The sequence below is a fragment of the Amycolatopsis sp. EV170708-02-1 genome, from assembly GCF_022479115.1.
Lineage (GTDB): Bacteria > Actinomycetota > Actinomycetes > Mycobacteriales > Pseudonocardiaceae > Amycolatopsis.
Genome location: NZ_CP092497.1, coordinates 1,229,228 through 1,252,450 on the forward strand (window position 1 = coordinate 1,229,228; position 23,223 = coordinate 1,252,450).

Consider the following 23,223-nt stretch of genomic DNA (forward strand, 5'->3'; position numbering starts at 1 on the left):
CTCTACGGGGCCGACACCGAACGCGGCGACCTCGCTCCCTGAGCCGCCCGCTCCCTCCGCACGTCACCTTTCACTTCTCCCAGGGAGCTTTGTCATGCCCGGAATCCTCACGGGCGAGGCGCTGCGCGCGTTCGTGCACGCCCTGCCCAAGGTCGAACTGCACGTCCATCTCGTCGGCTCGGCGAGCCTGCCCACGGTGCTGGAACTGGCCCGCCGCCGCCCGGCCGCGGGGGTACCGACGGAGCCTTCGGCACTCGCGGAGTTCTTCACCTTCCGCGATTTCCCGCATTTCCTCCGCAACTACCTGGCGGTGACGTCGCTGGTGCGCGACGCCCGCGACATCCACACCCTCGTCACCGGGCTGGCGGCCGACCTCGCCGCGCAGAACGCCCGCTACGCCGAGGTGACCGTGACGCCGTACAACCACGTCCTCGACGGCATGCCGTCCGACGATCTCCTCACCGGGCTCGCCACCGGACGGGCGGCGGCGCGGGCCGACCACGGGGTGGAACTGGCCTGGTGCTTCGACATTCCCGGCGAGAAAGGGATCGTCGCCGGCCGCGAGACGGTCGTGTTCGCGCTCCGCGAACGCCCCGAAGGGCTGGTGTCCTTCGGGCTCGGCGGCCCCGAGGTCGGTGTCGGCCGCGCGCAGTTCGCCCCGTTCTTCACCACGGCGAGGGAGGCGGGGCTGCACAGCGTCCCGCACGCGGGCGAGACCACCGGACCCGCCACCGTCTGGTCGGCGGTGCACGATCTCGGCGCCGAGCGGATCGGGCACGGCGTCGGCGCGCACACCGATCCGGCGCTCCTGGAATACCTTGCCGTGCAACGGATCCCGCTGGAGGTCTGCCCCACGTCGAACCTCCGGACCGGGCAGTTCCCGTCGATCGCGGCGCATCCCGTGCGGCGCCTGCTCGACCACGGCGTGACGGTCACGCTCAACACCGACGATCCGCCGATGTTCGGCGCCACCCTCGACGGCGAGTACGTGGCGGTGGCCGAAACCCTCGGGCTGACGGCGGCCGAAATCGCCCTGTTCGCGAAGAACGCCGTGGAAGCCTCTTTTCTGCCCTCGGCGGACAAAACCGTCCTGCTGGCGGAGATCGACGAAATCTTGTTGCAGGACCCCGAACTCCTCGCATAGCGTGGCGGTACACGAGAGAGGAGGTGGTCCAAAGTTGTATTCCAACAGGACTCGTGAGGTGGCTGTCCGCTAGCGGACCCCACGCGTAGGACTTCAGAGCAGCGATACAACGCAAGTTGGAGCCACCTTCGGCTCGTCGTCTCTGCTTCGCGTGATGCCTGATAGCGAATACCAGGCAGTCACCGGGCCCCCGAGGTTCCCGAGCACCGGTCCGGCTCGGGCCCGGACGCCGATTCCCGGCGTCCGGGAGCCGCCTCGGGGGTACCCCTATTTCCAGGGGTGCCATCCGGCGCTCCAGAAGACCGTCCGCCGCAGTTCCGCCCCCGGGAACCCCGCCGACTCCGATAACCTGACGCCATGCTGAGGCCCGATTTCCCGATCATCACCCAGCGACTGACCCTCCGCGCCTTCACCTCCGCGGATCTCGACGAACTCAACTCCTTCCAGTCCCGCGCCGACGTCGCCCGCTACCTCTATTGGGGCCCGCGCAGCCGGGCCGAATCCGCCGCCGCGCTCGCCAAACGGGTGCACAGCAGCAGCCTGTCGAAGGAAGGCCAGCTGCTCGCCGTGGCCGTGGAGCTGACCGAGACCGGGCAGCTCATCGGCGACCTGAACCTCGAGTACCTCAGCAGCGAGCACCGGCAGGGCGAGATCGGGTTCGTCTTCCATCCCGATCACCACGGCAAGGGTTTCGCCGCGGAGGCCGCCACCGAACTGCTGCGGCTCGGCTTCGAAGAACTGGGCCTGCACCGGATCATCGGCCGCTGTGACGGACGCAACACCGCGTCGGCCGCGCTGATGGAGCGCCTCGGCATGCGCAAGGAAGCGCATCTGCGCGAGAACGAGGTCGTCAAGGGCGAATGGACCGACGAGCTCGTCTTCGCGATGCTCGAAGACGAGTGGAAGGCGAAGCGCTAGAGCCCACCAGGCATGATGGGGCCGTGCTCTTCGACAAGATCGTCCGCCCCGCTCTCTACCGGGTCTCCGGCAGCGACCCCGAAACCGTGCACGAACGCACCATCGGCTCGCTCGCCAGGCTGAGCCGGGTCTCCCCCGCGCTCGCCGCGCTCGGCCGCGTCTACCGGACGGACGATCCGGTCACCTTCCTCGGCCTGCGCTTCCCGAACCGCGTCGGCCTCGCCGCCGGGATGGACAAGAACGGCCGCGCGCTGCACGCCTGGCCCGCGCTCGGTTTCGGCTTCGTCGAGGTCGGCACGGTCACCCGCCATCCGCAGCCGGGCAACGACAAACCGCGGCTGTTCACCCTCGCCGAGACCGACGCGGTGATCAACCGGATGGGCTTCAACAACGAAGGCGCCGAAGCGCTCGCCGCCCGGCTCGCCGCGACCGGGAAGCCTCCGGTGCCGCTCGGCGTCAGCATCGGCAAGTCCAAAGTGACCCCGCTCGACGAAGCCGTCGAGGACTACCGGTTCTCGCTCCGGGCCTTGTACCCGTACGCCGACTACTTCGCGATCAACGTCAGTTCCCCGAACACGCCGGGGCTGCGCGCGCTGCAGGACAAGTCCGCGCTGGCCGAACTGCTCGCCGAGCTGCGGAAGACCTCGGCCGAGCTCGCCGGGGACGCGAAGCCGACGCCGGTGCTGGTGAAGGTCGCCCCCGATCTCACCGACGAAGCACTCTCGGAACTGCTGGAGGTCTGCCTCGACCACGGGGTCGCCGGGCTGATCGCGACCAACACGACGCTGTCGCGCGAAGGGATCGCCCCGCCCGAGGCCGCAGTCGGCGAGCAGGCGGGCGGATTGTCCGGCCGCCCGCTCACCGCGCGTTCGGTCGAGGTGGTGCGGTTCGTGCACGACGAAACCGGCGGCAAGCTGCCGATCATCGGCGTCGGCGGGATCTTCGACGCCGGCGCCGCCGCACGGATGCTCGACGCCGGCGCCGGTCTCGTCCAGCTCTACACCGGTTTCGCCCTGCACGGCCCCGGTCTGGTCAAGCGGGTCGCCCGAGGTCTCGCGGCCCGGCCGTACTGACGAACCTGAGGTAGGCGCGCCAGCACTGGTACCGCGTCAGCTCCGTCGCCGTCGCGATGGCGGACTGGTCGCACAGGACGGCCAACGGTGTTTCCCCGTTCTCCAGCCGGATCCGGCCCAGGACGAACGGGGCGGGGAGCGTGGCCGCGAAGGCGCCGAGAGCGGCGGGCGAGAGCCGCCAGCGTTCACCCGAAAGCATCGTGTGCTCGCCCGTGGCGCTCACTGGAATCACCCCCGGCTGGGGCGGTTCGGTGGGCAGCAACAGCATCCGGTAGCCCTCGCCGGTCTGGACCAGCCCGGTGAACCGTGCCCCGGCGCGGACCAGGCTTCCGTTCAAGGGCTGCCCGCGCAGATGCGCGCCGAACACCACGAGATCCGCGCCCGGTGCGGGATAAGGGAAATCGGCCTGTTCGTCGGTGAGCACGGCGGCGAGATCGATGGCGACCTGGTCGTCGAACGGCCGCACCACCACCGACACCCCATACGGCCCCAGATCTGACGGCGACGACGGCACCGTGACCGCGGCCAGGTCGAGCAGGTTTACGAACGCCGTGAAACGCTCCAGCCGCTTCGAGACACCGTCCGGATCGGACAACGCCTCGGAGACCTCGGGATGGTCCGCGACGGTCGGGAGCACCAGCGCGTCGTACTCGGACAGCATGCGGAGCGCGAGCATCCCTGCCTCGGCGACACGATGCCTGTCGGCCGTGAAGCCGTCGTCGTGGATCAGTTCGCCCACCTTCAGCAGTGCCGAGACCTCCACCGTCTCCACGAGCGCCCCGGACGCCCTCAGCGCCGAAATCGCGCCCAGGAAAGCGGATCGGGACTGCAGCGAAAGGCCGGTGAGCGTGTCGGAGCCCGGGATCGCCACCCGTGGCCGGTCGCCGGCCGAGAGCCGGACGTCCGGTGGCCAGTCGCGGGCGAGCGGGTCGATCCCGTCGGGACCGGTCATCAGTCCCAGCGCGCGCTGCCCCAAGGTGAGGCTCCGGGCGAACAGGGCGATCCCGCCGCACGGCGCGGCGCCGGTCTTCGGTACGAGACCCAGCGTCGGCTTCAGCCCGACGATCCCGTTGAGCGAAGCGGGGATCCGGCCCGCGCCCGCCGTGTCCGTGCCGACCGCGAGATCGACGAGGCCGAGCGCGACGGCGACGGCCGCGCCGCTGCTCGCGCTCCCGGAGACCCGGGCGGTGTTCAGCGCCGCGCTCACAGCGCCATAGGGGCTGCGGGTGTGCTCGAAGTCGCTGCCGAACCGGTCGCAGTTGGTCTTGCCGAGCACGACCGCCCCGGCCGCGGTCAGCCGGGACACCGAAGTGGCACCGGTACAGCGGACCTCTTCGCCCGCCGTGGGGAGACCGGCGACGTCGACCACGTCCGCGACCGCCACCAAGGTGCCCGCGAGCGGCAGGTCCGCGCCCGCGCGCAGCCGTTCGTCGACCGCTTTCGCGTCCACGAGGGCGTCTTCCACCGGGCGGAGGGTGATCCAGACGTCGGGGCGGTCGACCTCGGCTATCCGGTCGTAGGCGGCTATGACGCGCTGGTAGGAGCTGGGAGGCGGGACGGGGGTCGGCTCTGGTTCCGGGGGGAGCGTCGTCACTGGGCGTCCTTTCCTCGGTGGGGACGAGAAAGACCACTGCGCGAGATCCACTGTGTCCGGTCCGCCACCCTGGGACGCCCGCTCACGCGGGCTGGGTTCAGGCCCGAGCTGGGATGAGCACTGCGTGCATGTAAGAAACGTTAGGCATCGCGGGTCGCCGTCACCAGCGGATTCGGGTCACGCGAGCGTTTCGGTACCACACAGTGAGCAGGTCGTTACGCAATGGAGTATTAGCGACGACGAATGAGACGATGGTCCAGGAAAGCGCCTGCTCAGAGCCTACCCGTTTCCGTCACTCGCGTGATCGAACGGACGACACGCGTGATTGAACGGCGATCTCGCGTGATCAGACGGACATCACGAGAGATGGCCGTCTGATCACGAGTGTCGTCCGCCCAATCACGCGTGTCGTCCGTCTGATCACGCGAGTTACGAGTTCAGGACAGCTCGCGCAGGGCCATGGCGAGGCCGGCGAGCTTGTCGGTCGCGTCGGAGAGCGACTCCTTGGACGACGTCATGCCGTCCGAGCTCGCGGCGACGGTGTGCCCGGCGGCCGCGACGAGACCGCCGTAGCCGTCGAGACCGTCGTCGAGCTGCTCGCGCAGTTGCTTGATGGCGGCGTCGAGGGCGCCGCGTTCCCGCTCGGGCGCGGCGTCGCGGCCGCGTTCGATGGCCTGGATCCGGCCCGCGAGGCCGCGCAAGGCCTGTGCCGCCTCGGCGGCGGTGGTGCGAGCGTCCGCGACGGCGATCTCCGAGACCGGCATGGTGCCGAGCGACGTCGGCTGCGAAAGCTGGCGAAGGAGCTCCGCCAGCGAAGCCTCGCTCTCGGCGAGGCGCTCCATCGGCTCACGCGCGACCGACCGCGCCGGGGGCAGCGGCGGCGGAGCGGCGGGGGCGGCGGGCAGCACGGTGCGGTTGAGCGTCCGCAGCCGCAGGCCCGATTTGACCCCGAAAGTCCCGAAGATGACGGCGAAAGCGCCACCCGCGATGGCCTGGAGGACGTCCGCCTCACCGTTCTTCAACAGGCCGGTGCCCGCCACGACGGCGAAAAGTCCACAAAGGAAGGTGAGGAGGATCCAGAACGTCAGTGCCCGCGAGGCCCGGCGTTTGCGTCGCTCCAGTTTGGCGGCGGGTTCGTTCCAGCGCGCCCATTTGGCCTTCGCGTCGGCCACGACCGGGATCTGCCCCGCGGCCATCGACGTCAGCTGCTGCGAGATCTTCGGCATGGCGGGCATCTGCGGCATCTGCGGACGCGGCCGCGAAGGCGGAGCGGGGCGCGGGGAAGAACCCTGCTCGGAGGGCGGGATGTAGCGCTGCAGCTTCTCCTGCGCGCGCTGGGCGTAGTCGGGCAGCTTCTCGATGTGCTTCTCAAGCTTGGCGGTGAACTCCCCGAAGTCCTTGCGCCTGCCCTGCCCCATGCCCTCTCCCCTGTCTTCTGGTGAGACCGGTCCCGCACCCGCGCGGGGTGCGGGACCGGCTCCAGTTGGTGTGTCAGGCGGGGTTCTTGCCCTGTTCGGCCTGAACCCGTGCCTGGATCTCACGCTGGATGTCCGCGGAGCTCGACGCCTTCGCCGGCGCGGCGGCGGTCTTGCCGTCGGTCACCTGAGCGACGGAGTCACCCTTCATGGACGCGCGGATCTGCTCCAGCCGCGAGTGTCCCGCGAGCTGCGTCGTGGAGGCCTGGACCTCCATCATCCGGCCCTGGACGGAGTTCTGTGCGAGTTCGGCCGAGCCCAGCGCGGTGGTGTAACGCTTCTCGATCTTGTCGCGAACGTCTTCCAGTGACGGGGTGTTGCCCGGAGCGGCCAGCTGGCTCATCTGGTTCAGCGAAGCGGAGACCTGCTCCTGCATCTTCGCCTGCTCCAGCTGCGAGAGCAGCTTGGTGCGCTCGGCCAGCTTCTGCTGCAGCATGGTCGCGTTGCGCTCGACGGCCTTCTTCGCCTGCTCCGCAGCCTGAAGCGACTGGTCGTGCAGGGTCTTGAGGTCCTCGATGCTCTGCTCGGCGGTGACGAGCTGCGCGGCGAAGCTCTCCGCCGCGTTCTCGAACTCGACCGCCTTCTGCTCGTCGCCCTTGGCACGCGCCTCGTCGGCGAGCACCAGCGCCTGGCGGGTCGAAGCCTGCAGCTTCTCCACGTCGCCGAGCTGGCGGTTCAGCTTCATCTCCAGCTGACGCTGGTTACCGATCACCGAGGCGGCCTGCTGGGTCAGCGCCTGGTGGTTGCGCTGCGCCTCCTCGATGGCCTGCTGGATCTGTACCTTCGGGTCGGCGTGCTCGTCGATCTTCGACGAGAACGCCGCCATCATGTACTTCCAGAACTTCACGAACGGGTTGGCCATCTCCTCCGCCTGCCTTCTCGCATCCCACGGGCTGTTACCTCGAGGTGGGGCGTCCCCTCTGTGATGTTGCAACGTCCCGACCCCGGCGTTGAGTTCCATCGTGTCAGGTCGGCGTCCCGCGTTCCAGGCGACCCCGACGGAATTCAGGGATCCCCCTGACTGTGATGTCCACGACCTTTCGGGTTGACCCTCCGTCAGCGGCGCAGCGCGGTCTCCTCGTCCATACGTGACAGCTTCTCGGGGTTGCGCACGGCGTAGAGCCCGGTGACGAGCCCGTCCTCCACGCGCAGCGCGACGACCGTGTCGACCTCGTCGCCGAGCCGGAGGATCAGCGCGGGATGGCCGTTGACCTGCGCGGTGGCCATCGTCGCCGCCTCGTCGCGGACCGGACGGCTCGCCGCCAGCAGCGGCGCGACCAGCGCGGCACCGACCACCGGCTCCAGCACGGCCTGCACCACCCCGCCGCCGTCGCCGAGGAAGACGACGTCCGGTGACAGCACGTCGAGCAGTCCCTGCAGGTCACCGGTCCGGACCGCGCGGTGGAACGCGTCGAGCACGTCCTTGGTCTCACCGGGCGACGCGGCCCCGCGCGGCCGCCGGGCGGCGACGTGGGCCCGCGCCCGGTGGGCGATCTGGTGGACCGCGGCCGGGGTCTTGCCGACGGCTTCGGCGATCTCGCCGTAGGACACGTCGAACACCTCGCGCAGCACGAACACCGCGCGCTCGGTCGGGGCGAGGGTCTCCAGCACCAGCAGCATCGCCATCGAGACGCTGTCGGCCAGCTCGACGTCGTCGGCCACGTCGGGGCTGGTGAGCAGGGGTTCGGGCAGCCACGGACCGACGTAGGACTCCTTGCGGCGGCCGAGCGTCCGCAGCCTGCCGAGCGCCTGCCGGGTGGTGATGCGGACCAGGTACGCGCGCGGGTTCTCCACGGTGCCGAGGTCGACACCCGACCAGCGCAGCCAGGTCTCCTGGAGGACGTCCTCCGCGTCGGCGGCCGAACCGAGCATCTCGTAGGCGACGGTGAACAGCAGGTTCCGGTGGGCGACGAACGCCTCCGTGGCGGTGTCGGACATGGGCTCGCTCCTGTTCTCGGCGACGGGGTTGCCCACACCGGATGCCACGGCTCCCCGATTCCTGACACATCGGGGCCGTGGCGCTCGTCACGTCCCGCTCCTGTCAGCGCGGCCCGGCCGACGGCGTCTGGTGGTCGTCAAGTTCGGCACACGACCACGAAAGAGGACGAGATCATGGACACCCGTTTCGATCTGAACGGCACCGAGCTCGGCGCCAAGCTCGGCAAGCGCTTCGCCAACGTCAGCGTCGGCGTCAAAGGCTCGACGCTGCCGAAGGTCACCCAGGAGCTGGTGTCGCTGCGGGCCAGCCAGCTCAACGGCTGCGGTTTCTGCGTCGACGCCCACGCCAAGGACCTGGCGGCCGCCGGTGAGCCCGCGGTCCGCGTCAACCTGGTCGCCGCCTGGCGCGAATCCACCGTGTTCACCGAGGCCGAGCAGGCCGCGCTGGCGCTCGCAGAGGAAGGAAGCCGGATCGTCGACGCGCACCAGGGTGTCTCCGACGAGACCTGGGCCCTGGTGCGGAAGCACTACGACGACGAGCAGGTCACGGCGCTGGTCTACCTGGTCGCGATGATCAACGCCGCCAACCGGCTGCTCGTGATCACGCACACCAAGGGCGGCTCCTACCAGGCGGGCACGTTCGACGCGAACTGACGGGAGAGGCCCCAGGCGGACTGCCTGGGGCCTCTCGGCGTTCACGGCCTTTGCTAGGCGGCGACCATCTTCGGAGCGGAGATCGTCGTCCGCAGCGTCGGGCTCATCCGCGGCGGCGGCGAGATCCGCAGGTCGGCCAGATCGTTGCCGATCAGCTCGGACACCAGACGGCCGCCTTCGAGCTCGCCCGCTTCGGCGCTTTCCCGCTCCGGAGCGCGCCGCTTGCCCGCTTCGACCTTCTCGTCCACCGGGGCGACCTCGACGTTGTCCATCGCCGAGACGTCCGCCGCGACCTTGTGCAGGAGTTCGCCCAGCGGAAGGTCCAGGGCCTCGCAAATGGACGCCAGCAGCTCGCTGGACGCCTCCTTCTGCCCGCGCTCGACCTCGGACAGGTATCCGAGGCTCACCCTGGCGGCGCGGGAGATGTCCCGCAGCGTTCGACGCTGGTTCGTGCGGGCGTGTCGGAGCCGGTCGCCGATCGCCTCGCGCAACAGCACGGTCATCACGCGCCTCCCTTCCAGGACTGACTACCCCCTACGTTACCCAGAGCGGTGCCCTGGGCGCAGGTGTTGACACGGCAATACGCCAAGGGCGAACGCGGCGATCATGCGAGATGTTCCCCCAGCAGGGCGAACGCGCCGGAGACGGCACCTGCCCTGACCGAGGCTCGATCACCGCTCAAGTCCAGCGTACGGACGGTGAGGACGTCCGGCCCGGCGAGACCGACGTGGACGGTGCCGGGCGCGACCCCGTCCTGACCGTCCGGACCCGCGACACCGGTCAGGCCGAGGCCCCAGGTGGCGCCGCACCGATCCCGCGCGCCGGCGGCCAACTGCGCCGCGACCTCGGGATGAACGGCGCCATGCGCGGCGAGAAGGTCTTCGTCGACGCCGGCCAGCTTCGCCTTGAGGTCGGTGGCGTAGACCACCAGCCCGCCCCGTACGACGGCACTCGATCCGGGGACCTCGGTCAGCGTCGCGCAGACCAGCCCGGCGGTCAGCGACTCGGCCGTCGCCACCGTCTCCCCGCGCTCGATCAGGTGAGTGATCAAGGTCTCAGGTTTCATGCTCCGGCGGCACGCCTTCCGGCGGCGCGCAGCCGGACCGCGCGCACGACGTAGTCGAGCCCCGTCACGACGGTCAGCACGAGCGCGAGCCCCATCAGCACCCAGCGCACCGGCTCGGCGGAGGCGGGCAGGGGCAGCAGGTACGCGGTGATGGCCGCGATCTGCGCGAGCGTCTTGGCCTTGCCGCCCCGGCTCGCCGGGATGACGCCGTGCCGGATCACCCAGAACCGCAGCAGCGTCACGCCGATCTCGCGGACCGCGATGACGATGGTGACCCACCAGCCCAGCTCGCCGAGCACGCTCAGCCCGATCAGCGCGGCGCCGATCAGCGCCTTGTCCGCGATCGGGTCGGCGATCTTGCCGAAGTCGGTGATCAGCCCGTACTTGCGCGCGACCCAGCCGTCGACCTGGTCGGTGAACGACGCGATCGCGAACAGCGCGGTGGCGATCGCGCGCCAGAACGTGTCCTCCCCGTCACCGGCGAACAGCGCCAGCACGAACAGCGGCACCAGCACCAGCCGCGACATCGTCAGCAGGTTCGCCAGGTTCAGGGTCGGGACCGGGGTGGCCTCGGGAACCCTGGCGTGCTCACCGCCCGTCCCCTCACCGGCCCCGGCGTCGCTCGGGGCGGCATTCACCGGTCGGCCTCGGGCGGCGCGGGCCGCACGATCAGGTCGACACCCTCGGAGTCGACGACCTCGCAGCGGACGAAATCGCCCACCGCGAGCTTCGGCAGGTCTTCGGTCTCGATCAGGACGCATTCGCCGTCGACCTCGGGGGCCTGGTGCGCGGCGCGGCCGATCGGGTCCTCGCCGTCCTCCGCCTGCTCGATCAGGACGGCGACGAAGTCCCCGATGCGGTCTTCGGCCCGCTGCGAGGTCAGCTCCTCGACCAGCGCGGAGATCCGCGCGACCCGCTCGGCCACGACGGACTCGTCGAGTTTGCCGTCGAAGGTCTCGGCCTCGGTGCCGTCCTCGTCGGAGTAACCGAAGACGCCGACCGCGTCCAGGCGGGCGCCGTTCAGGAAGCGCTCCAGCTCGGCGAGGTCCTCCTCGGTCTCGCCGGGGAACCCGACGATGACGTTGGTGCGGATGCCGGCGTTGGGCGAGTGCTCCCGGATCTGGTCGCACAGCGCGAGGAACGAATCCGTCGAGCCGAAGCGGCGCATGCGGCGCAGCACGGTCTCGCTGGAGTGCTGGAAGGACAGGTCGAAGTAGTCGGCGACGCCCGGGGTGGTCGCGATGGCCTTGACCAGGCCGGGGCGCGTCTCGGCGGGCTGCAGGTACGAGACGCGGACGCGTTCGATCCCGGGAACCGCGGCCAGGCGCGGCACCAGCAGCTCCAGCGCGCGGGCGCCGTCGCGGCCGAAGTCCTTGCCGTAGGAGGTGGAGTTCTCCGAGACGAGGAAGACCTCCTTGACGCCGTTCTCCGCGAGCCACATCGCCTCGGCGACGATCTCGTCCGGCTGCCGCGACACGAACGACCCGCGGAACGACGGGATCGCGCAGAACGAACAGCGACGGTCGCACCCGGAGGCGATCTTCAGCGCGGCGACCGGGGAGGTGTCGAGCCTGGTCCGCAGCACCCGCGGGCCCCAGCCGTGCTGCGCGTGCCCCGGCACCTCGACCGACTCGGCGGCGGTCGGACGCTGGACCGGGCTGATCGGCAGCAGCTTGCGGCGGTCGGACGGCGTGTGCGACTCGACCTTGCGGCCGGCCACGACGTCGTCGAGACGCTCGGCGAGGTCCGCGTAGTGGTCGAAGCCCAGGACCGCGTCGGCCTCCGGCAGGCTCTCGGCCAGCTCGTTGCCGTAGCGCTCGGCCATGCAGCCGACGGCGACGACCTTCTTGCCGGTGTCGGAGGCCGCGAGCAGCGTGTCGACGGAGTCCTTCTTGGCGGACTCGACGAAGCCGCAGGTGTTGACGACCACGACGTCGGAGTCCTCGGGCTCGGCGGCGAGCTCCCAGCCGCCCGCCGCCAGCCGTCCGGCGAGTTCCTCGGAATCGACCTCGTTGCGGGCGCAACCGAGGGTCAACAAGGAAACGCGACGGGTGGCGACAGGATCAGTGGTGGGAGAAGGCACGTGCCTTAGGGTAGCTGGCCTGTTCGCGGGGTCGGCGATCGCTCGCTCGGGCGAGCCCTCGGCCGGGCCGGGCGCCGGGGATGGCTTAATGGTGGACGTGCCCTCAGACCCTCTCCCACACCGCCGCCCCACCGTCCGCCGGGCGCGGATCGCGGACGTCCGCAAGATCAAGGCGCTGGTCGACTCCGACGCCGGGACGGTGCTGCTGGAGAAGGAACTCGTCACCCTCTACGAGAGCGTCCAGGAGTTCTGGGTGGTCGAGGACGGCGACGACGTGCTCGGCTGCGGCGCGCTCCACGTCCTGTGGGAGGACATCGCCGAGCTGCGCACCATCGCGGTCGACAAGGACTCCCGGGGTCGCGGCATCGGGCACGCGCTGGTGGCGCAGCTGATCGATTTCGCCCGCGAGATCGGGCTGAAGCGGCTGTTCGTGCTGACCTTCGAGACCCACTTCTTCGCCGGACACGGGTTCGTCGAGATCGACGGCACTCCGGTGACACAGGAGGTCTACGAGGAGATGCGGCGCTCGGCCGATCCGGGCGTCGCGGAGTTCCTCGACCTGCCGTACGTGAAGCCGAACACCTTGGGCAACAGCCGGATGCTGCTGGAGCTGTAGCTGAAGGGCGCTTTCCCCGCATAGGACGCGGTGAAGGGCGCTTTCACCGCATCACATGCGGTGAAGGACGCTTTCAGCCCTTCTTCGCGTGCCTGGCGACCCGCACCCGGTTGCCGCACAGCGACGGCGTGCACCACACGCGCCTGCTGTTGGCCGCCACGAACAGCATCGAGCAATCGTGCGCGCCGCATCGCCGCAGCCGAGCGGCACGCGGCCCGGACACGAGGTCGATCGCCGCGACCGCGACCGCGGCGAGGGCGATCTCGCCGCCGTCCTCGCCGTGCCAGCAGGTCTCCGCGCCCTCGGCGGTCAGCCGCGGGCTGGTCGGGACGGCGGCCGCGGCCGCGTTCACCCGCTCCACCGCCCACGCCTCGGGCTCCCGCGCCGCCACGACCGCTTCCAGCAGCTCGCGCACCGCCGAACGCAGCCGCCTCGTCTGCTCGGCCGACGGTGCCCGGGCGCCCTCGGGCAGCGCCTGTGTCGCCCAGAACTTCGCATGGCCGTCGTCAAGCAGATCGACCGACGGCGAGACGGCCAGCATGACCGTGTCGGCGAGGTTCACCGCGAGATCGTCACCGGGAAGCGAGTCGAGATCGAGCATGCCTTGACACTATCAGGTACTAATGGTTCGAGACAGTTTTAACCATTAGGGAGTGTTCATGGCGACCATCCGGCACCGTTCCGTCAAACTCGGCGACGTCGAGGTCTTCTATCGCGAAGCCGGTGACCCCGAAGCGCCCGTTTTGCTTCTGCTGCACGGCTTCCCGACGTCTTCGCACCAGTTCGTTCGGTTGATGCGGCGTCTCGCCGGACGGTGGCGGCTCATCGCCCCGGACCTGCCGGGCTTCGGGCAGACTGTCACGCCCGAGGGCTTCACGTTCACCTTCGACCGGCTCGCGGAGGTCGTCGGCGAGTTCGTGGACGCGCTGGAACTGCGGCGGTACGCGCTCTACGTCTTCGATTTCGGTGCCCCGACGGGCCTGCGGCTGGCCGTCTCGCGGCCGTCCCAGATCACGGCGCTGATCACGCAGAACGGCAACGCCTACGTCGAGGGGCTCGGCCCGGCGATGCCGGACTTCCCCTCCCTCACCGACGAAGCCGAGGCGCGGCGCGGGTTCGAGAAGATCCTCGAACCGGACCAGATCGAGTACCAGTACACCGGCGCCCGCGATCCGGAGACCATCGATCCCGCGAACTACCTGCTGGACCAGTACTTCCTGGAGCGTCCCGGGCGCGCGGAGGCGATGCTGGACCTGTTCTGGGACTACCGGAACAACCCGCCCGCGTACCCGAAGTTCCAGGCGTGGCTGCGCGAAGCCCAGCCGCCCGTGCTCGCCGTGTGGGGTCGTAACGACCCGTTCTTCGTCCCGGCGGGAGCCGAGGCTTTCCGGAATGATGTCCCCTCGGCGGAGGTCCACCTCTTCGACACCGGGCACTTCGCGCTGGAAGAGGACCTCGAACCGATCAGCGAGCTGATCGACCGCTTCCTGGCGGCGCATCTCTAGAAGGGCGGCATATGGACACCACGGTCACCGACCACCTGCTGAGCACGACACGAGCGGTCCGCCGCAAACTCGACCTGGACCGGCCGGTGGAACCCGAAGTGCTCGACGAATGCCTGCGGCTCGCGCTGCAGGCGCCCACACCGGGCAACCAGCAGGCATGGCGATGGCTCGTCGTGCGGGATCAGGGTGTGAAGGACCGGCTGTCCGAGCTGTTCCGGCGGGCCGGAAAGGCGTACCTGGAGACGAACGCGGCGGCGCTGGGCGAGGCCATCACCGAGCCTTTGGTGGCGCGGGCGTTCGCTTCGGGGCAGCACCTGATCGACGTGATCGACCGGGTGCCCGTGTTCGTCATCCCGTGCCTGACCGGCAGGCCGAGCGGCGACAACGCGACCGACGCCGCCTTCTACGGCGGGATCTTCCCGGCGGTGTGGAACTTCCAGCTGGCGCTGCGGTCACGAGGCCTCGGCTCGACACTCACGACGTACCACCTGACCCACGAGGCGGAGGCGGCCGAGATCCTCGGCATCCCGTCCGGCGTCACGCAGGCCGGGCTGCTGCCCGTCGCCTACACGACAGTGCCGGACTTCAAACCCGCGGCGCGCGTGCCGCTGTCCGAGGTCGCCTATCTCGACGGCTGGGGCAATCCGCTTTAAGCCTTGGACACCCGCAGGGTGACCTGGTCGCCCCCCGAACTCACGGCGACCAGGTCCACCCGGCAGGCGGCGAACTCGACGGACTGCCTGCCACCACGTCCGGTGGAGGCGAGGGCCGCCGTCGTCCGCTCACCGCGTCCCGGTTCGGCCAAGGTCAGCTCGACCACGGCCTCCCCTTCCCAGACGCAGACCATTCCCGTGGCGCAGCGGGAATCGGACATCAGGCGAGCGAAGCGGATACTGACGTCCTTCGACGCGACTTCGGCCGTGTCACCGGTCTTGAGGACGACGGTCTCCCCCAGCTCGACGCTGTCCTGAGCGTCGCTGGCCGGCTGAGGCCGCTGCACCGGCGCGGGCTGGGCCGCCGGGGGCTGGGCCGGCGCCGGTTGTTCGCGCGCGGAGGAGCTGCCGGCTCCGCAGGCGAGGCCGGCCAGTGCGCAGAAGACGACGAGCAGCTTCTTGAGGTCCACGGGCTAAGGACGTAGCGGAGGCTCCGGTCCGTTGCATCGGTCTTCAGCTGATCTTTTCGACCAAGGCCCAGACGCCCGTGGACGGGTTGTGGCCGTGCTCGAAACCCAGCTCGACGTCGTGTTTCTTCGCGCGCTGGACGGCGGATCCGACCCCGCTCTCGTAATCCGCGAACCGCAACGCCGACTTGCTGAAGCCCGGCACGTGCTTGATCAGGCGTTTCGCGACGTCGCCGTAGCACGTCAGCGGCGCCGAACAGGCCTCGAAATGCAACAACAGCCAGAACTCGAAACAGGGGTTCGAGATCGCCAGGTTGACCTGAAGCCTGCGCGCGGTCGTCGCCGCCTTGTCGAGGTCGAACTCGTCGACATCGACCACGCACCACACCTCGTCGTGCGTTCCCTCCGCGCGATCGCGCATCCCCGCCGCGTACTTGACCACGGCTTCCGGGTCTCCGCGCTTCGCTTTGATCTTGATCGTGATAGCGGGGTTGCGACGAGCCCGTTTGAGTCCTTCGAAGTACGCGGGCTCCGTGGCCTCGGCACCGCAGACGACGAGCATCGACGTTCGCTGTTCCCGGAACGCCGATCGCCGCCGACCGCTGTTCTCCCGGCGGGTCATCTGCCCAGCACTGCCTCGGTGAAGTCGCCCAGTACCGGCACGGCCCCGTAGCTACCAGCGAGATAACGCCGTTCGGTGTTCTGGTCTTTGCGCGGTTTGAAGTCCGTGAGCGGATACAGCTCGCTGGCGCCCGCGGTGTTCTTGTCGACGAACCAGATCTGGTCCCGTTCCAGGACGCTGCCACCGAGCATGGTGCCCTGGAGACTCGTGTCGTGGGTGGTGAAGACGAGCTGGGCGCCGTTGGGGTTGGTCACTTCGGACTGAAAGAGGCTCACGAGCTTCGCGGTCAGCATCGGATGCAGGCTCGAGTCGATCTCGTCGACGACGAGAACCTGCGCTTCGTCGAGCGCGTCCAGAACGGTCGGGATGAGCCTGAGCCAATTCCTGGTCCCAGCGGACTCGTCGTGCAGTTCGAACGGTGATTCGGCATCACCGTGCCAGAACCTCAGCCTCCATCGTGGCCCGGATACGGAACCGGCACCCCGCCCTGTCAGGAGCCGCACGTCCCGTTGGCTCGGCGCCTCATCGACCTGCTCCGCGAGGACATCCGCGATTCCCACATCAGCGGCGGTGAGCAAGGACAGCAACCGGTGGCTATTGCGTGCGTCGCGTTGCAGGAAATGGCCCACTCGGCTCCCCACGTCGTCGGAAGCCCACGTCCCCTCGGCCGACACGATCCGGAGAGATTGCTCGAACCAGCGATACACCGGCATCAACGGGCCGAGTTCGAGTCCGGAGCAGAAGCTCAGCAAGAGCACGTCACCACGGATCAACTCTTCCAGAGCGGCGAACTTACTCTTCAAACTCGCCGAAGTGGAACCGAATCGAAGGTCGTCTCCCGTTCGCTCGAACACCACCCGCCGACGCTTTTCGGGATAGGCATACAGCCATTCCTCGACGACCGCATCGTCACTCGCTCGGAAGCCGTACGTGTACCGCGTTCCTTCGGCAAGGATTTCGATCACGAACGTCGACGGCCGCTCCACCGCTTGGGGATCCAACCGGAATACGCTGCGTGGCCAAGCGCCGAGAAGTTTCGACGTCAGCACTCCGACCGCCATGTAGGTCAGCCCGTCGAGCAGGTTCGACTTGCCCGAGGCGTTCGCCCCGTAGATGGCCGCCACCGGAACCACCGGGCGGTCGTCCCCCGGCATCGCGGGCATCAGGAGCAGCTCATGCTCGTCACGGAACGAGCGATGGTTGCCCAACCGAAAGCTCCGGAGCACCCTGACCACCTCCCTGGCAAAGTTTCAGGCCGTTCCATGCCAGTAAACCGCACAGAACGGCCTGAAGCATCATCCAGGGCCGGGTTCAGTCGTCGGAGATGTCTCCGCCTCCTCCGTCCCCGCCGCCGCGGATCATGAACAGCACCGACTCCAGCTCCTCCGGCTTGATCAGCACGTCCCGCGCCTTCGAGCCCTCCGAAGGACCGACGACACCCCGGCTTTCCAGCAGGTCCATCAGCCGCCCGGCCTTGGCGAAGCCGACCCGCAGCTTCCGCTGCAGCATCGACGTCGAGCCGAACTGCGAGGTGACGATCAGCTCAGCCGCCTGCAACAGCACGTCGAGGTCGTCGCCGATGTCGGAGTCGATCTCCTTCTTCTCGCCCGCCTTCGCCGCGGTGACGCCGTCCTGGTAGTCCGGCTGTGCCTGCTCCTTGGCGAAGTTCACCACCGCGGAGATCTCTTCGTCGCCGACGAAGGCGCCCTGGATGCGGACCGGTTTCCCGGCACCCATCGGCAGGTATAGCGCATCACCCATACCGATGAGCTTCTCCGCGCCCGGCTGGTCGAGGATGACCCGCGAGTCGGTGAGCGACGAGGTCGCGAACGCCAGCCGCGACGGCACGTTCGTCTTGATCAGGCCGGTCACGACGTCGACCGACGGACGCTGGGTCGCCAGCACCAGGTGGATACCGGCGGCACGCGCCTTCTGGGTGATCCGGACGATCGCGTCCTCGACGTCGCGCGGGGCGGTCATCATGAGGTCGGCGAGCTCGTCGACGATGGCCATGATGTACGGGTACGGCTGGTAGACGCGCTCGCTGCCCGGCGGCGCGGTGATCTCGCCCGAGCGCACCTTCTTGTTGTAGTCGTCGATGTGCCGGACCTTGTTGACCTGCATGTCCTGATAGCGCTGCTCCATCTCCTCCACCAGCCAGGCCAGCGCCGCGGCGGCCTTCTTCGGCTGGGTGATGATGGGCGTGATCAGGTGCGGGATGCCCTCGTACGGGGTCAGCTCGACCATCTTCGGGTCGATCAGGATCATCCGGCACTCGTCCGGCGTCGACCGCGCCAGCAGCGACACCAGCATCGAGTTCACGAAGCTCGACTTACCGGAACCGGTGGACCCCGCCACCAGCAGGTGCGGCATCTTCGTCAGGTTCGCGGTGACGAAATGGCCCTCGATGTCCTTGCCGAGCCCGATGACCATCGGGTGGTTGTCCTTGACCGTCGACGGCGCGCGCAGCACGTCGCCGAGGCGCACCATCTCGCGGTCGGAGTTCGGCACCTCGATACCGACGGCGGATTTGCCGGGGATCGGCGCCAGCAGCCGGACGTTGTCGGTCGCCACCGCGTAGGCGATGTTCTTGGTCAGCGCGGTGATCTTCTCGACCTTCACGCCGGGGCCGAGCTCGACCTCGTACCGGGTGACCGTCGGCCCCCGCGTGAAGCCGGTGACCTGCGCGTCGACGTTGAACTGCTCCAGCACGCCGGTGATCGCCTCGATCATGGCGTCGTTGGCCTTGCTGCGGGACTTCGGCGCGTCGCCGAGCTTCAGCAGGTCCGGCGGCGGGAGCTTGTAGTCGCCCTCGACGGTCCTAGTGACCGCCAGCGGCGCCTCGGCCTTCTTCGGCTTCTTCTCTTCGACAGGCTTGGGAGCGGGCTTCGGCGGGCGCAGCGGCGTCGGCGCTTCGGCCAGCGCGGCCTCGATGTCGAGCTGCTCGCCCTCCTGGTCGGCCGAAGCCTGGCGGCGGCGCGACGGCTTCCGCAGGCGGACCGACTTCGGATCGGCCTCGGTGACGGCGTCGCGTTCCTCGTGGATGGCCTTGCGCTCGGCCTCGGCCTCTTCGATCTCTTCGGGGTCGAGACCCCAGTTCCGCAGGCGGTGCGGGATCTCCCGGACCGGCGTCCCGGTGAACACGAGCGTGCCGAACAGCAGCGCAAGCACCAGCAGCGGCACCGCGACCCACGTGGTGACGCCCATGGTCAGCAGGCCGCCGGAGAACGCGCCGATCACCCCGCCGGCGTACATCCGGCCGTCGTTGGTCTCGGGCAGCGCGGTGAAGATGTGCAGCAGGCCGAGTACCGCCAGGACCACCAGCAGGGTGCCGATGACCATCCGCGGCCGGGCCTCGGGCACCGGCTCGGACCGCATCAGCGCGACGGCCACCACGGTGAGCACCAGCGGCAGCGTCACCGCCCCGGCGCCCAGCAGGGAACGGGTGCCGACCTCGACCCAGCCGCCGATCGGGCCGGCGGCCCGCCACCAGACACCGAACGCGATCACCAGCGCCAGCGCGATGAGACCGAGGGCGAGACCGTCGCGACGGTGCTCGGGTTCCAGTTCGCGGCCGCGGCCGACCGTACGGGCGAGGGTGCCGAGGCCCTTCGCGAGCAGGTTCCAGGTGCCGCGCACGCCTTTGGCGAACGTGCCGGACGAGCGCTTCCGCGGCGCCGGTCGCCGTGGAGCGGGCTTCCTCGCAGCCGTTGACCTGGGCTTCGCCGGGGTACGCGGCTTTCGCGCCGGCCCCTTGCTGCCGCCGCTTCGCGCCGTACTCCGCTTCCTGGTCGTCGACCCGCTAGCCATGTCTCCACGGTAACCGCCTCGACCCTCCAGCCCCGGCTGCCACTCGGAGCACATCCGGAACATTCGTCTCAGGTCACAGCTTGAGCGGCCATCCGGGTGAAAAGGGGTTCATGACATGCTCTGCCCCATGTTCGCGCTGCATCAGGAGGATAATTCGGCTCGCCGCGCCCCGGCCATCTGGCGCACGATGCTGAACATCGACCGGGGGCTGGTCAACTTCGTCGGCAAACTGACCGTCACCGGCGGTGTTTCGGCGGAACTGCGACGGCGGCCCCTGCTCATGACGGCCAACCACATCGGCGTGTTCGACGCGTTCGTGCTGATGGCGGCCTGCAAACGGATCGGCATCAACCCGCGGTTCATGCTGGCGGGCGGCATCCTCGACGCACCGGTCATCGGCCCGGCGCTGCGGGTCAGCGGTCACCTGCGGGTCGACCGCAAAGAGGCGTCGACGGCCGTCGGCCAGTTCGCCGAAGCCGCCGAAGCACTGCGGACCACCCGCGACCCGCTGATCGTCTACCCCGAGGGCCGGATCAGCCACGACCCCGGCCTGTGGCCGGAGCGGGGCAAGACCGGCGCGGCGCGGCTGGCGCTGGCCGCCGGGGTGCCGGTGATCCCGATCAGCCAGTGGGGCGCGCACGAGGCCGTCTACTGGGGGACGGAGACCGTCAACGGCCCCGCCGATCTGGTGCCGCTCGCCAAGTCCGGGCTGAGCGCGCCCATGCGGCGGCCGCGGTTCAAGGTGCACTTCGGCGACCCTGTCGACCTGTCGGAGGTCGAGCCGGAGCGGCCGGGCGCCGGGGTCCGAGCGCACGCCAAGATCATGCAGGCGATCACCGACGGCCTGGTCCCGCTGCGCCGCGACGAACTGGACAAGCCCCGGTTCCACGACCCGACGCGGCCGACGGACACCGTCAGCCCCTGGAAGAAGCACTGAGTTCCGGATCCTGAGACGGGGGCTCACGCTCGCCTAGGGTCGGCGGACGTGAGCACCCGCATCCTCGTCGTCTACTACAGCGCGACCGGCAACACCGCGAAACTGGCGTCGGCGCTGGCCGGCGGCGCCCGCGAGGCCGAAGCCGACGTCCGCGTCCGCACGGTTCCCGAAACCGCCCCGCCCGGTGCGGTGGCGAGCAATCCGCGCTGGCAGGCGTGGGTGGACGCAGGGCCGCACCACGAGACGGCGACGCTGGAAGACCTGGAGTGGGCCGACGGTTTCGCGGCGGGCAGCCCGACCCGGTTCGGTGGCCCCGCCGCGCAACTGAAGTCCTTTTTGGACAGTACGGGCGGGCTGTGGGCCAAGGGAAAGCTCGTGAACAAGGTCGCGACGTCGTTCACCACCGCGTCCACCGCGCACGGCGGGCTCGAATCGACCGTGCTCGCGACGAACAACATCTTCTACCACTGGGGCGCCATCGTCCTGCCGCTCGGCTACACCGATCCGCGACTGCTCGAATCGGGCAATCCGTACGGTGGCTCGTTCGTCTCGCGCAAGTCCGCCGAGCCCGACGATCTCGCCCTCGACGCCCTCCGTCTGCAGGGGCGACGGCTCGCCACCGTCTCGCGCTACATCGCCGACGGGCTCTTCAAGGACGGGTGAAGGGAACCGCGCGGCCTTCTCCCGCGTCGTAGAGTGGTCACACAGCGTCACGCTACGGGGAGGAAGCGGGATGACCGGCGGGTACGAGGTGGCTCTGGGGGCGATCGGCGCGGCGTCAAGCGCGGCGAGAAGGGCTTCGGCCGATGTCGGGAAGGTGGACCTCGCGGCCACGCTCGCCGGCGTCGCGACGGGTTTGCCGGGCGGCGTTTCCGGTGAAGCGGCCCGGCTGCTCGCGGACGCCTGGGGCCGCGCGGTGCCCGGATGGGCCGGGAACACCGCGGACTACGCCGAACGGCTCGACGCGGCGGCCGTCCGCTACCGCGCCAACGAGCTGGCGGCGTCACGGGAACTCCCCGTCTGATGCTCACCTGGGGAGACGTGCGCCGGTGGGATCCGGCCGCGATCGGCGAGGTCGCCGACGCGCTCAACGACGGGTGCACCCGGATCGTCGCCGCGAACGACGACGTCGAAGCCATGGCGCGCTTCACGGGCTGGACCGGCGACGCCGCCATCGCCGCGTCGACGCGGGGCGAATCGCTGACGTCGACCTTGGAGCGGCTCGTCGCCGGGGCGTCCGCGGTCCGGCGGGGCGCGCACGAGGTGCAGATCGCGCTGGACCGGATCGTCGCGTTCGTGCGGGAGACCGACGAACTGGCCCACCGGAACGGCCTGGCCATCGGTGCCGGTGGCGAGATCACCGTCGGCGTCGCGCGGCCTGACCAGGCTCGCGTGATGGCGGAACTGGCCGACAGGGTCGAACAGGGCCTGCGCCGCGCGACCGACGTCGACGCCGATTTCGCCGAGATCCTGCGCCGCGCGCTGCGGGGCGAGATCACCGAGCAGGGTGGCGGCACGCTCGCCCAAGCGGCCGACGCCGGAGCCGCGCAAAGCGGCCTGTCGATCATCGGCCCGCCGGAGAACGGCACTCCCGGTGACAACAAGGCCTGGTGGGCGAGCCTGTCGGACACGGCGAAAGTCGCCCTGCTGCAAGGAAATCCCGGGCTCATCGGGAATCTCGACGGCATTCCGGCGGCCGACCGCGACGCCGCCAACCGCGCCGTCCTCGCCCGCGAGATCGCGCGGCTGCAAGGTGATCCCAAACTCAAGGGACTCGAAGCCATCCAACAGCGGCTGGACCGGTCGGAGCCGCGGGCGTTCCTGCTGGGGCTGGACACCGGCGGCGACGGGAAGGCGATCGTGTCCGCGGGGAATCCCGACACCGCGGTGAACGTGGCGACATACGTGCCGGGGACCGGTTCGGAGTTGTCGAAAATCGGCGGCGATCTCAACCGGTCCGACAAGATGTGGGCCGCGGCGACCACGTCGGGCTCGCCCTCGACCGCCGTGATCACCTGGCTCGGCTACGACGCGCCGAACGAGATCACCGACGCCGCGAGCGCCGAGTACGCCGACGGCGGCAAGGCGGCCCTCGCGCAATTCCAAGACGGGCTACGGGAAACGCATCAAGGGCCGCCCTCGCACAACACGGTGATGGGGCACAGCTACGGCACCACCGTCGTCGGGCACGCCGCCGTCGACGGTGGCCTCGCCGCGGACGAACTGGTCTTCGTGGCGAGCCCCGGCGTCGGCGCGCACGACGTGAGCGAACTGCGTCTCGACGGGGTGAATCAGGACGAGATCGGCAAGCACGTGCACGCGACGGTGGCCGAGCACGACATGATCAACCTGGCGAACCTCGAAATCGCCGGATACGACCCGATCCTCGGCCAGGACCCGACCGACGCGGACTTCGGCGGGCAGGTGTTCACCTCGGCGCCGGGCACGGACGGGTGGGGCGGGTACAGCAAGGAAGCGCACAGCGAATACTGGGAAGACAACAACCCGTCACTCCGGAATCTCGGCTTGATCATCGCCGGGAAGCCCTCCTCGTGAAACTCCCGCTCCTGACCGCTCTTCTCGTGCTCTTGTCCGCTTGTTCCTCCGGAGGTGGAGACGCCGTGAAACCGACCATCACCGAACACGAGGCGAAAGACAGGGTCGAGCA

General features: G+C 69.5%; 24 protein-coding genes. 11 read left to right on the forward strand and 13 right to left on the reverse strand.

Features of this window, described 5'->3' with window-relative positions; genetic code table 11:
* Positions 1 to 94 precede the first annotated feature (94 nt).
* The 3 genes from add to MJQ72_RS05525 all read left to right on the forward strand — a co-directional run bounded on the left by add (position 95) and on the right by MJQ72_RS05525 (position 3,135).
* Entirely contained in the window at positions 95 to 1,144 is a 1,050-nt protein-coding gene (add, locus tag MJQ72_RS05515) for an adenosine deaminase (protein WP_240598048.1), read from the forward strand.
* A 357-nt stretch (positions 1,145 to 1,501) separates the two neighbouring features.
* Positions 1,502 to 2,062, forward strand: a complete 561-nt coding sequence (locus MJQ72_RS05520; protein ID WP_037343152.1) for a GNAT family N-acetyltransferase — start codon at positions 1,502 to 1,504, stop codon at positions 2,060 to 2,062.
* A gap of 23 nt (positions 2,063 to 2,085) precedes the next feature.
* Complete coding sequence (locus tag MJQ72_RS05525; RefSeq protein ID WP_240598049.1) at positions 2,086 to 3,135, forward strand: quinone-dependent dihydroorotate dehydrogenase; 1,050 nt, start codon at positions 2,086 to 2,088, stop codon at positions 3,133 to 3,135.
* On the opposite strand, the gene MJQ72_RS05530 is transcribed toward MJQ72_RS05525, so the two are convergent.
* The 4 genes from MJQ72_RS05530 to MJQ72_RS05545 all read right to left on the reverse strand — a co-directional run bounded on the left by MJQ72_RS05530 (position 3,095) and on the right by MJQ72_RS05545 (position 8,142).
* Positions 3,095 to 4,729, reverse strand: coding sequence for an amidase family protein (locus MJQ72_RS05530; RefSeq protein WP_240598050.1), 1,635 nt, complete (start codon positions 4,727 to 4,729; stop codon positions 3,095 to 3,097). The genes MJQ72_RS05525 and MJQ72_RS05530 overlap by 41 nt on opposite strands.
* A gap of 437 nt (positions 4,730 to 5,166) precedes the next feature.
* Complete coding sequence (locus tag MJQ72_RS05535; protein WP_240598051.1) at positions 5,167 to 6,147, reverse strand: phage shock envelope stress response protein PspM; 981 nt, start codon at positions 6,145 to 6,147, stop codon at positions 5,167 to 5,169.
* Between the two features lie 73 nt (positions 6,148 to 6,220).
* Positions 6,221 to 7,066: a PspA/IM30 family protein gene (locus tag MJQ72_RS05540; RefSeq protein WP_240598052.1), complete on the reverse strand. Its 846-nt coding sequence runs from the start codon at positions 7,064 to 7,066 to the stop codon at positions 6,221 to 6,223.
* A gap of 194 nt (positions 7,067 to 7,260) precedes the next feature.
* Positions 7,261 to 8,142 (reverse strand): RNA polymerase sigma-70 factor, encoded by an 882-nt coding sequence (locus MJQ72_RS05545; RefSeq protein ID WP_240598053.1) that lies wholly within the window; start codon positions 8,140 to 8,142, stop codon positions 7,261 to 7,263.
* 174 nt (positions 8,143 to 8,316) lie between these two features.
* On the opposite strand from MJQ72_RS05545, the gene MJQ72_RS05550 reads away from it, so the two are divergent.
* Positions 8,317 to 8,796, forward strand: a complete 480-nt coding sequence (locus MJQ72_RS05550) for a carboxymuconolactone decarboxylase family protein (protein ID WP_240598054.1) — start codon at positions 8,317 to 8,319, stop codon at positions 8,794 to 8,796.
* Positions 8,797 to 8,849: 53 nt separating this feature from the next.
* On the opposite strand, the gene MJQ72_RS05555 is transcribed toward MJQ72_RS05550, so the two are convergent.
* The 4 genes from MJQ72_RS05555 to rimO form a co-directional block, all read right to left on the reverse strand.
* The gene (locus MJQ72_RS05555) at positions 8,850 to 9,299 is read right to left on the reverse strand and encodes a helix-turn-helix domain-containing protein (protein ID WP_043847994.1); all 450 of its coding nucleotides are present in this window, start codon (positions 9,297 to 9,299) and stop codon (positions 8,850 to 8,852) included.
* 101 nt (positions 9,300 to 9,400) lie between these two features.
* A complete protein-coding gene (locus MJQ72_RS05560; RefSeq protein WP_240598055.1) occupies positions 9,401 to 9,862 on the reverse strand; it encodes a CinA family protein in 462 nt (153 codons plus the stop codon).
* Positions 9,859 to 10,500, reverse strand: a complete 642-nt coding sequence (gene pgsA / locus MJQ72_RS05565) for a CDP-diacylglycerol--glycerol-3-phosphate 3-phosphatidyltransferase (protein ID WP_240598056.1) — start codon at positions 10,498 to 10,500, stop codon at positions 9,859 to 9,861. The genes MJQ72_RS05560 and pgsA overlap by 4 nt, the downstream gene beginning before the upstream one ends.
* Positions 10,497 to 11,945, reverse strand: coding sequence for a 30S ribosomal protein S12 methylthiotransferase RimO (gene rimO, locus MJQ72_RS05570; RefSeq protein WP_240598057.1), 1,449 nt, complete (start codon positions 11,943 to 11,945; stop codon positions 10,497 to 10,499). The genes pgsA and rimO overlap by 4 nt, the downstream gene beginning before the upstream one ends.
* Before the next feature lie 88 nt (positions 11,946 to 12,033).
* Here rimO and MJQ72_RS05575 point away from each other — a divergent pair, with 88 nt between their 5' ends.
* Positions 12,034 to 12,561, forward strand: coding sequence for an amino-acid N-acetyltransferase (locus MJQ72_RS05575; protein WP_240598058.1), 528 nt, complete (start codon positions 12,034 to 12,036; stop codon positions 12,559 to 12,561).
* A 73-nt stretch (positions 12,562 to 12,634) separates the two neighbouring features.
* On the opposite strand, the gene MJQ72_RS05580 is transcribed toward MJQ72_RS05575, so the two are convergent.
* The gene (locus MJQ72_RS05580) at positions 12,635 to 13,162 is read right to left on the reverse strand and encodes an ABATE domain-containing protein (RefSeq protein ID WP_240598059.1); all 528 of its coding nucleotides are present in this window, start codon (positions 13,160 to 13,162) and stop codon (positions 12,635 to 12,637) included.
* Between the two features lie 58 nt (positions 13,163 to 13,220).
* Between MJQ72_RS05580 and MJQ72_RS05585 the strand changes: the two genes are divergently transcribed.
* Complete coding sequence (locus MJQ72_RS05585; RefSeq protein WP_240598060.1) at positions 13,221 to 14,066, forward strand: alpha/beta fold hydrolase; 846 nt, start codon at positions 13,221 to 13,223, stop codon at positions 14,064 to 14,066.
* Positions 14,067 to 14,077: 11 nt separating this feature from the next.
* Positions 14,078 to 14,719 carry a nitroreductase family protein gene (locus MJQ72_RS05590; protein ID WP_240598061.1) on the forward strand — a complete coding sequence of 214 codons (642 nt, stop codon included), beginning with the start codon at positions 14,078 to 14,080 and terminating at the stop codon, positions 14,717 to 14,719.
* Here MJQ72_RS05590 and MJQ72_RS05595 read toward each other — a convergent pair.
* From MJQ72_RS05595 to MJQ72_RS05610, 4 genes are all read right to left on the reverse strand, one after another.
* Positions 14,716 to 15,189, reverse strand: a complete 474-nt coding sequence (locus MJQ72_RS05595) for a hypothetical protein (RefSeq protein WP_240598062.1) — start codon at positions 15,187 to 15,189, stop codon at positions 14,716 to 14,718. The two genes, MJQ72_RS05590 and MJQ72_RS05595, sit on opposite strands and share 4 nt — an antisense overlap.
* 43 nt (positions 15,190 to 15,232) lie before the next feature.
* Positions 15,233 to 15,808, reverse strand: coding sequence for an RloB family protein (locus MJQ72_RS05600; protein ID WP_240598063.1), 576 nt, complete (start codon positions 15,806 to 15,808; stop codon positions 15,233 to 15,235).
* Positions 15,805 to 16,932 carry an ATP/GTP-binding protein gene (locus MJQ72_RS05605; protein WP_240598064.1) on the reverse strand — a complete coding sequence of 376 codons (1,128 nt, stop codon included), beginning with the start codon at positions 16,930 to 16,932 and terminating at the stop codon, positions 15,805 to 15,807. Before MJQ72_RS05605 ends, MJQ72_RS05600 begins: the two co-directional genes overlap by 4 nt.
* 187 nt (positions 16,933 to 17,119) lie before the next feature.
* Positions 17,120 to 19,447: a DNA translocase FtsK gene (locus tag MJQ72_RS05610; RefSeq protein ID WP_240598065.1), complete on the reverse strand. Its 2,328-nt coding sequence runs from the start codon at positions 19,445 to 19,447 to the stop codon at positions 17,120 to 17,122.
* Between the two features lie 298 nt (positions 19,448 to 19,745).
* On the opposite strand from MJQ72_RS05610, the gene MJQ72_RS05615 reads away from it, so the two are divergent.
* The 4 genes from MJQ72_RS05615 (at position 19,746) to MJQ72_RS05630 (ending at position 23,111) form a co-directional block, all read left to right on the forward strand.
* Positions 19,746 to 20,555 carry a 1-acyl-sn-glycerol-3-phosphate acyltransferase gene (locus tag MJQ72_RS05615; protein WP_240598066.1) on the forward strand — a complete coding sequence of 270 codons (810 nt, stop codon included), beginning with the start codon at positions 19,746 to 19,748 and terminating at the stop codon, positions 20,553 to 20,555.
* Positions 20,556 to 20,603: 48 nt separating this feature from the next.
* Positions 20,604 to 21,218, forward strand: coding sequence for an NAD(P)H:quinone oxidoreductase (gene wrbA / locus MJQ72_RS05620; RefSeq protein WP_240598067.1), 615 nt, complete (start codon positions 20,604 to 20,606; stop codon positions 21,216 to 21,218).
* A 70-nt stretch (positions 21,219 to 21,288) separates the two neighbouring features.
* On the forward strand, positions 21,289 to 21,579 hold the full coding sequence (locus tag MJQ72_RS05625) for a hypothetical protein (protein ID WP_240598068.1): 291 nt from the start codon (positions 21,289 to 21,291) through the stop codon (positions 21,577 to 21,579).
* Entirely contained in the window at positions 21,579 to 23,111 is a 1,533-nt protein-coding gene (locus MJQ72_RS05630; RefSeq protein ID WP_240598069.1) for an alpha/beta hydrolase, read from the forward strand. Before MJQ72_RS05625 ends, MJQ72_RS05630 begins: the two co-directional genes overlap by 1 nt.
* Positions 23,112 to 23,223: the final 112 nt, after the last annotated feature.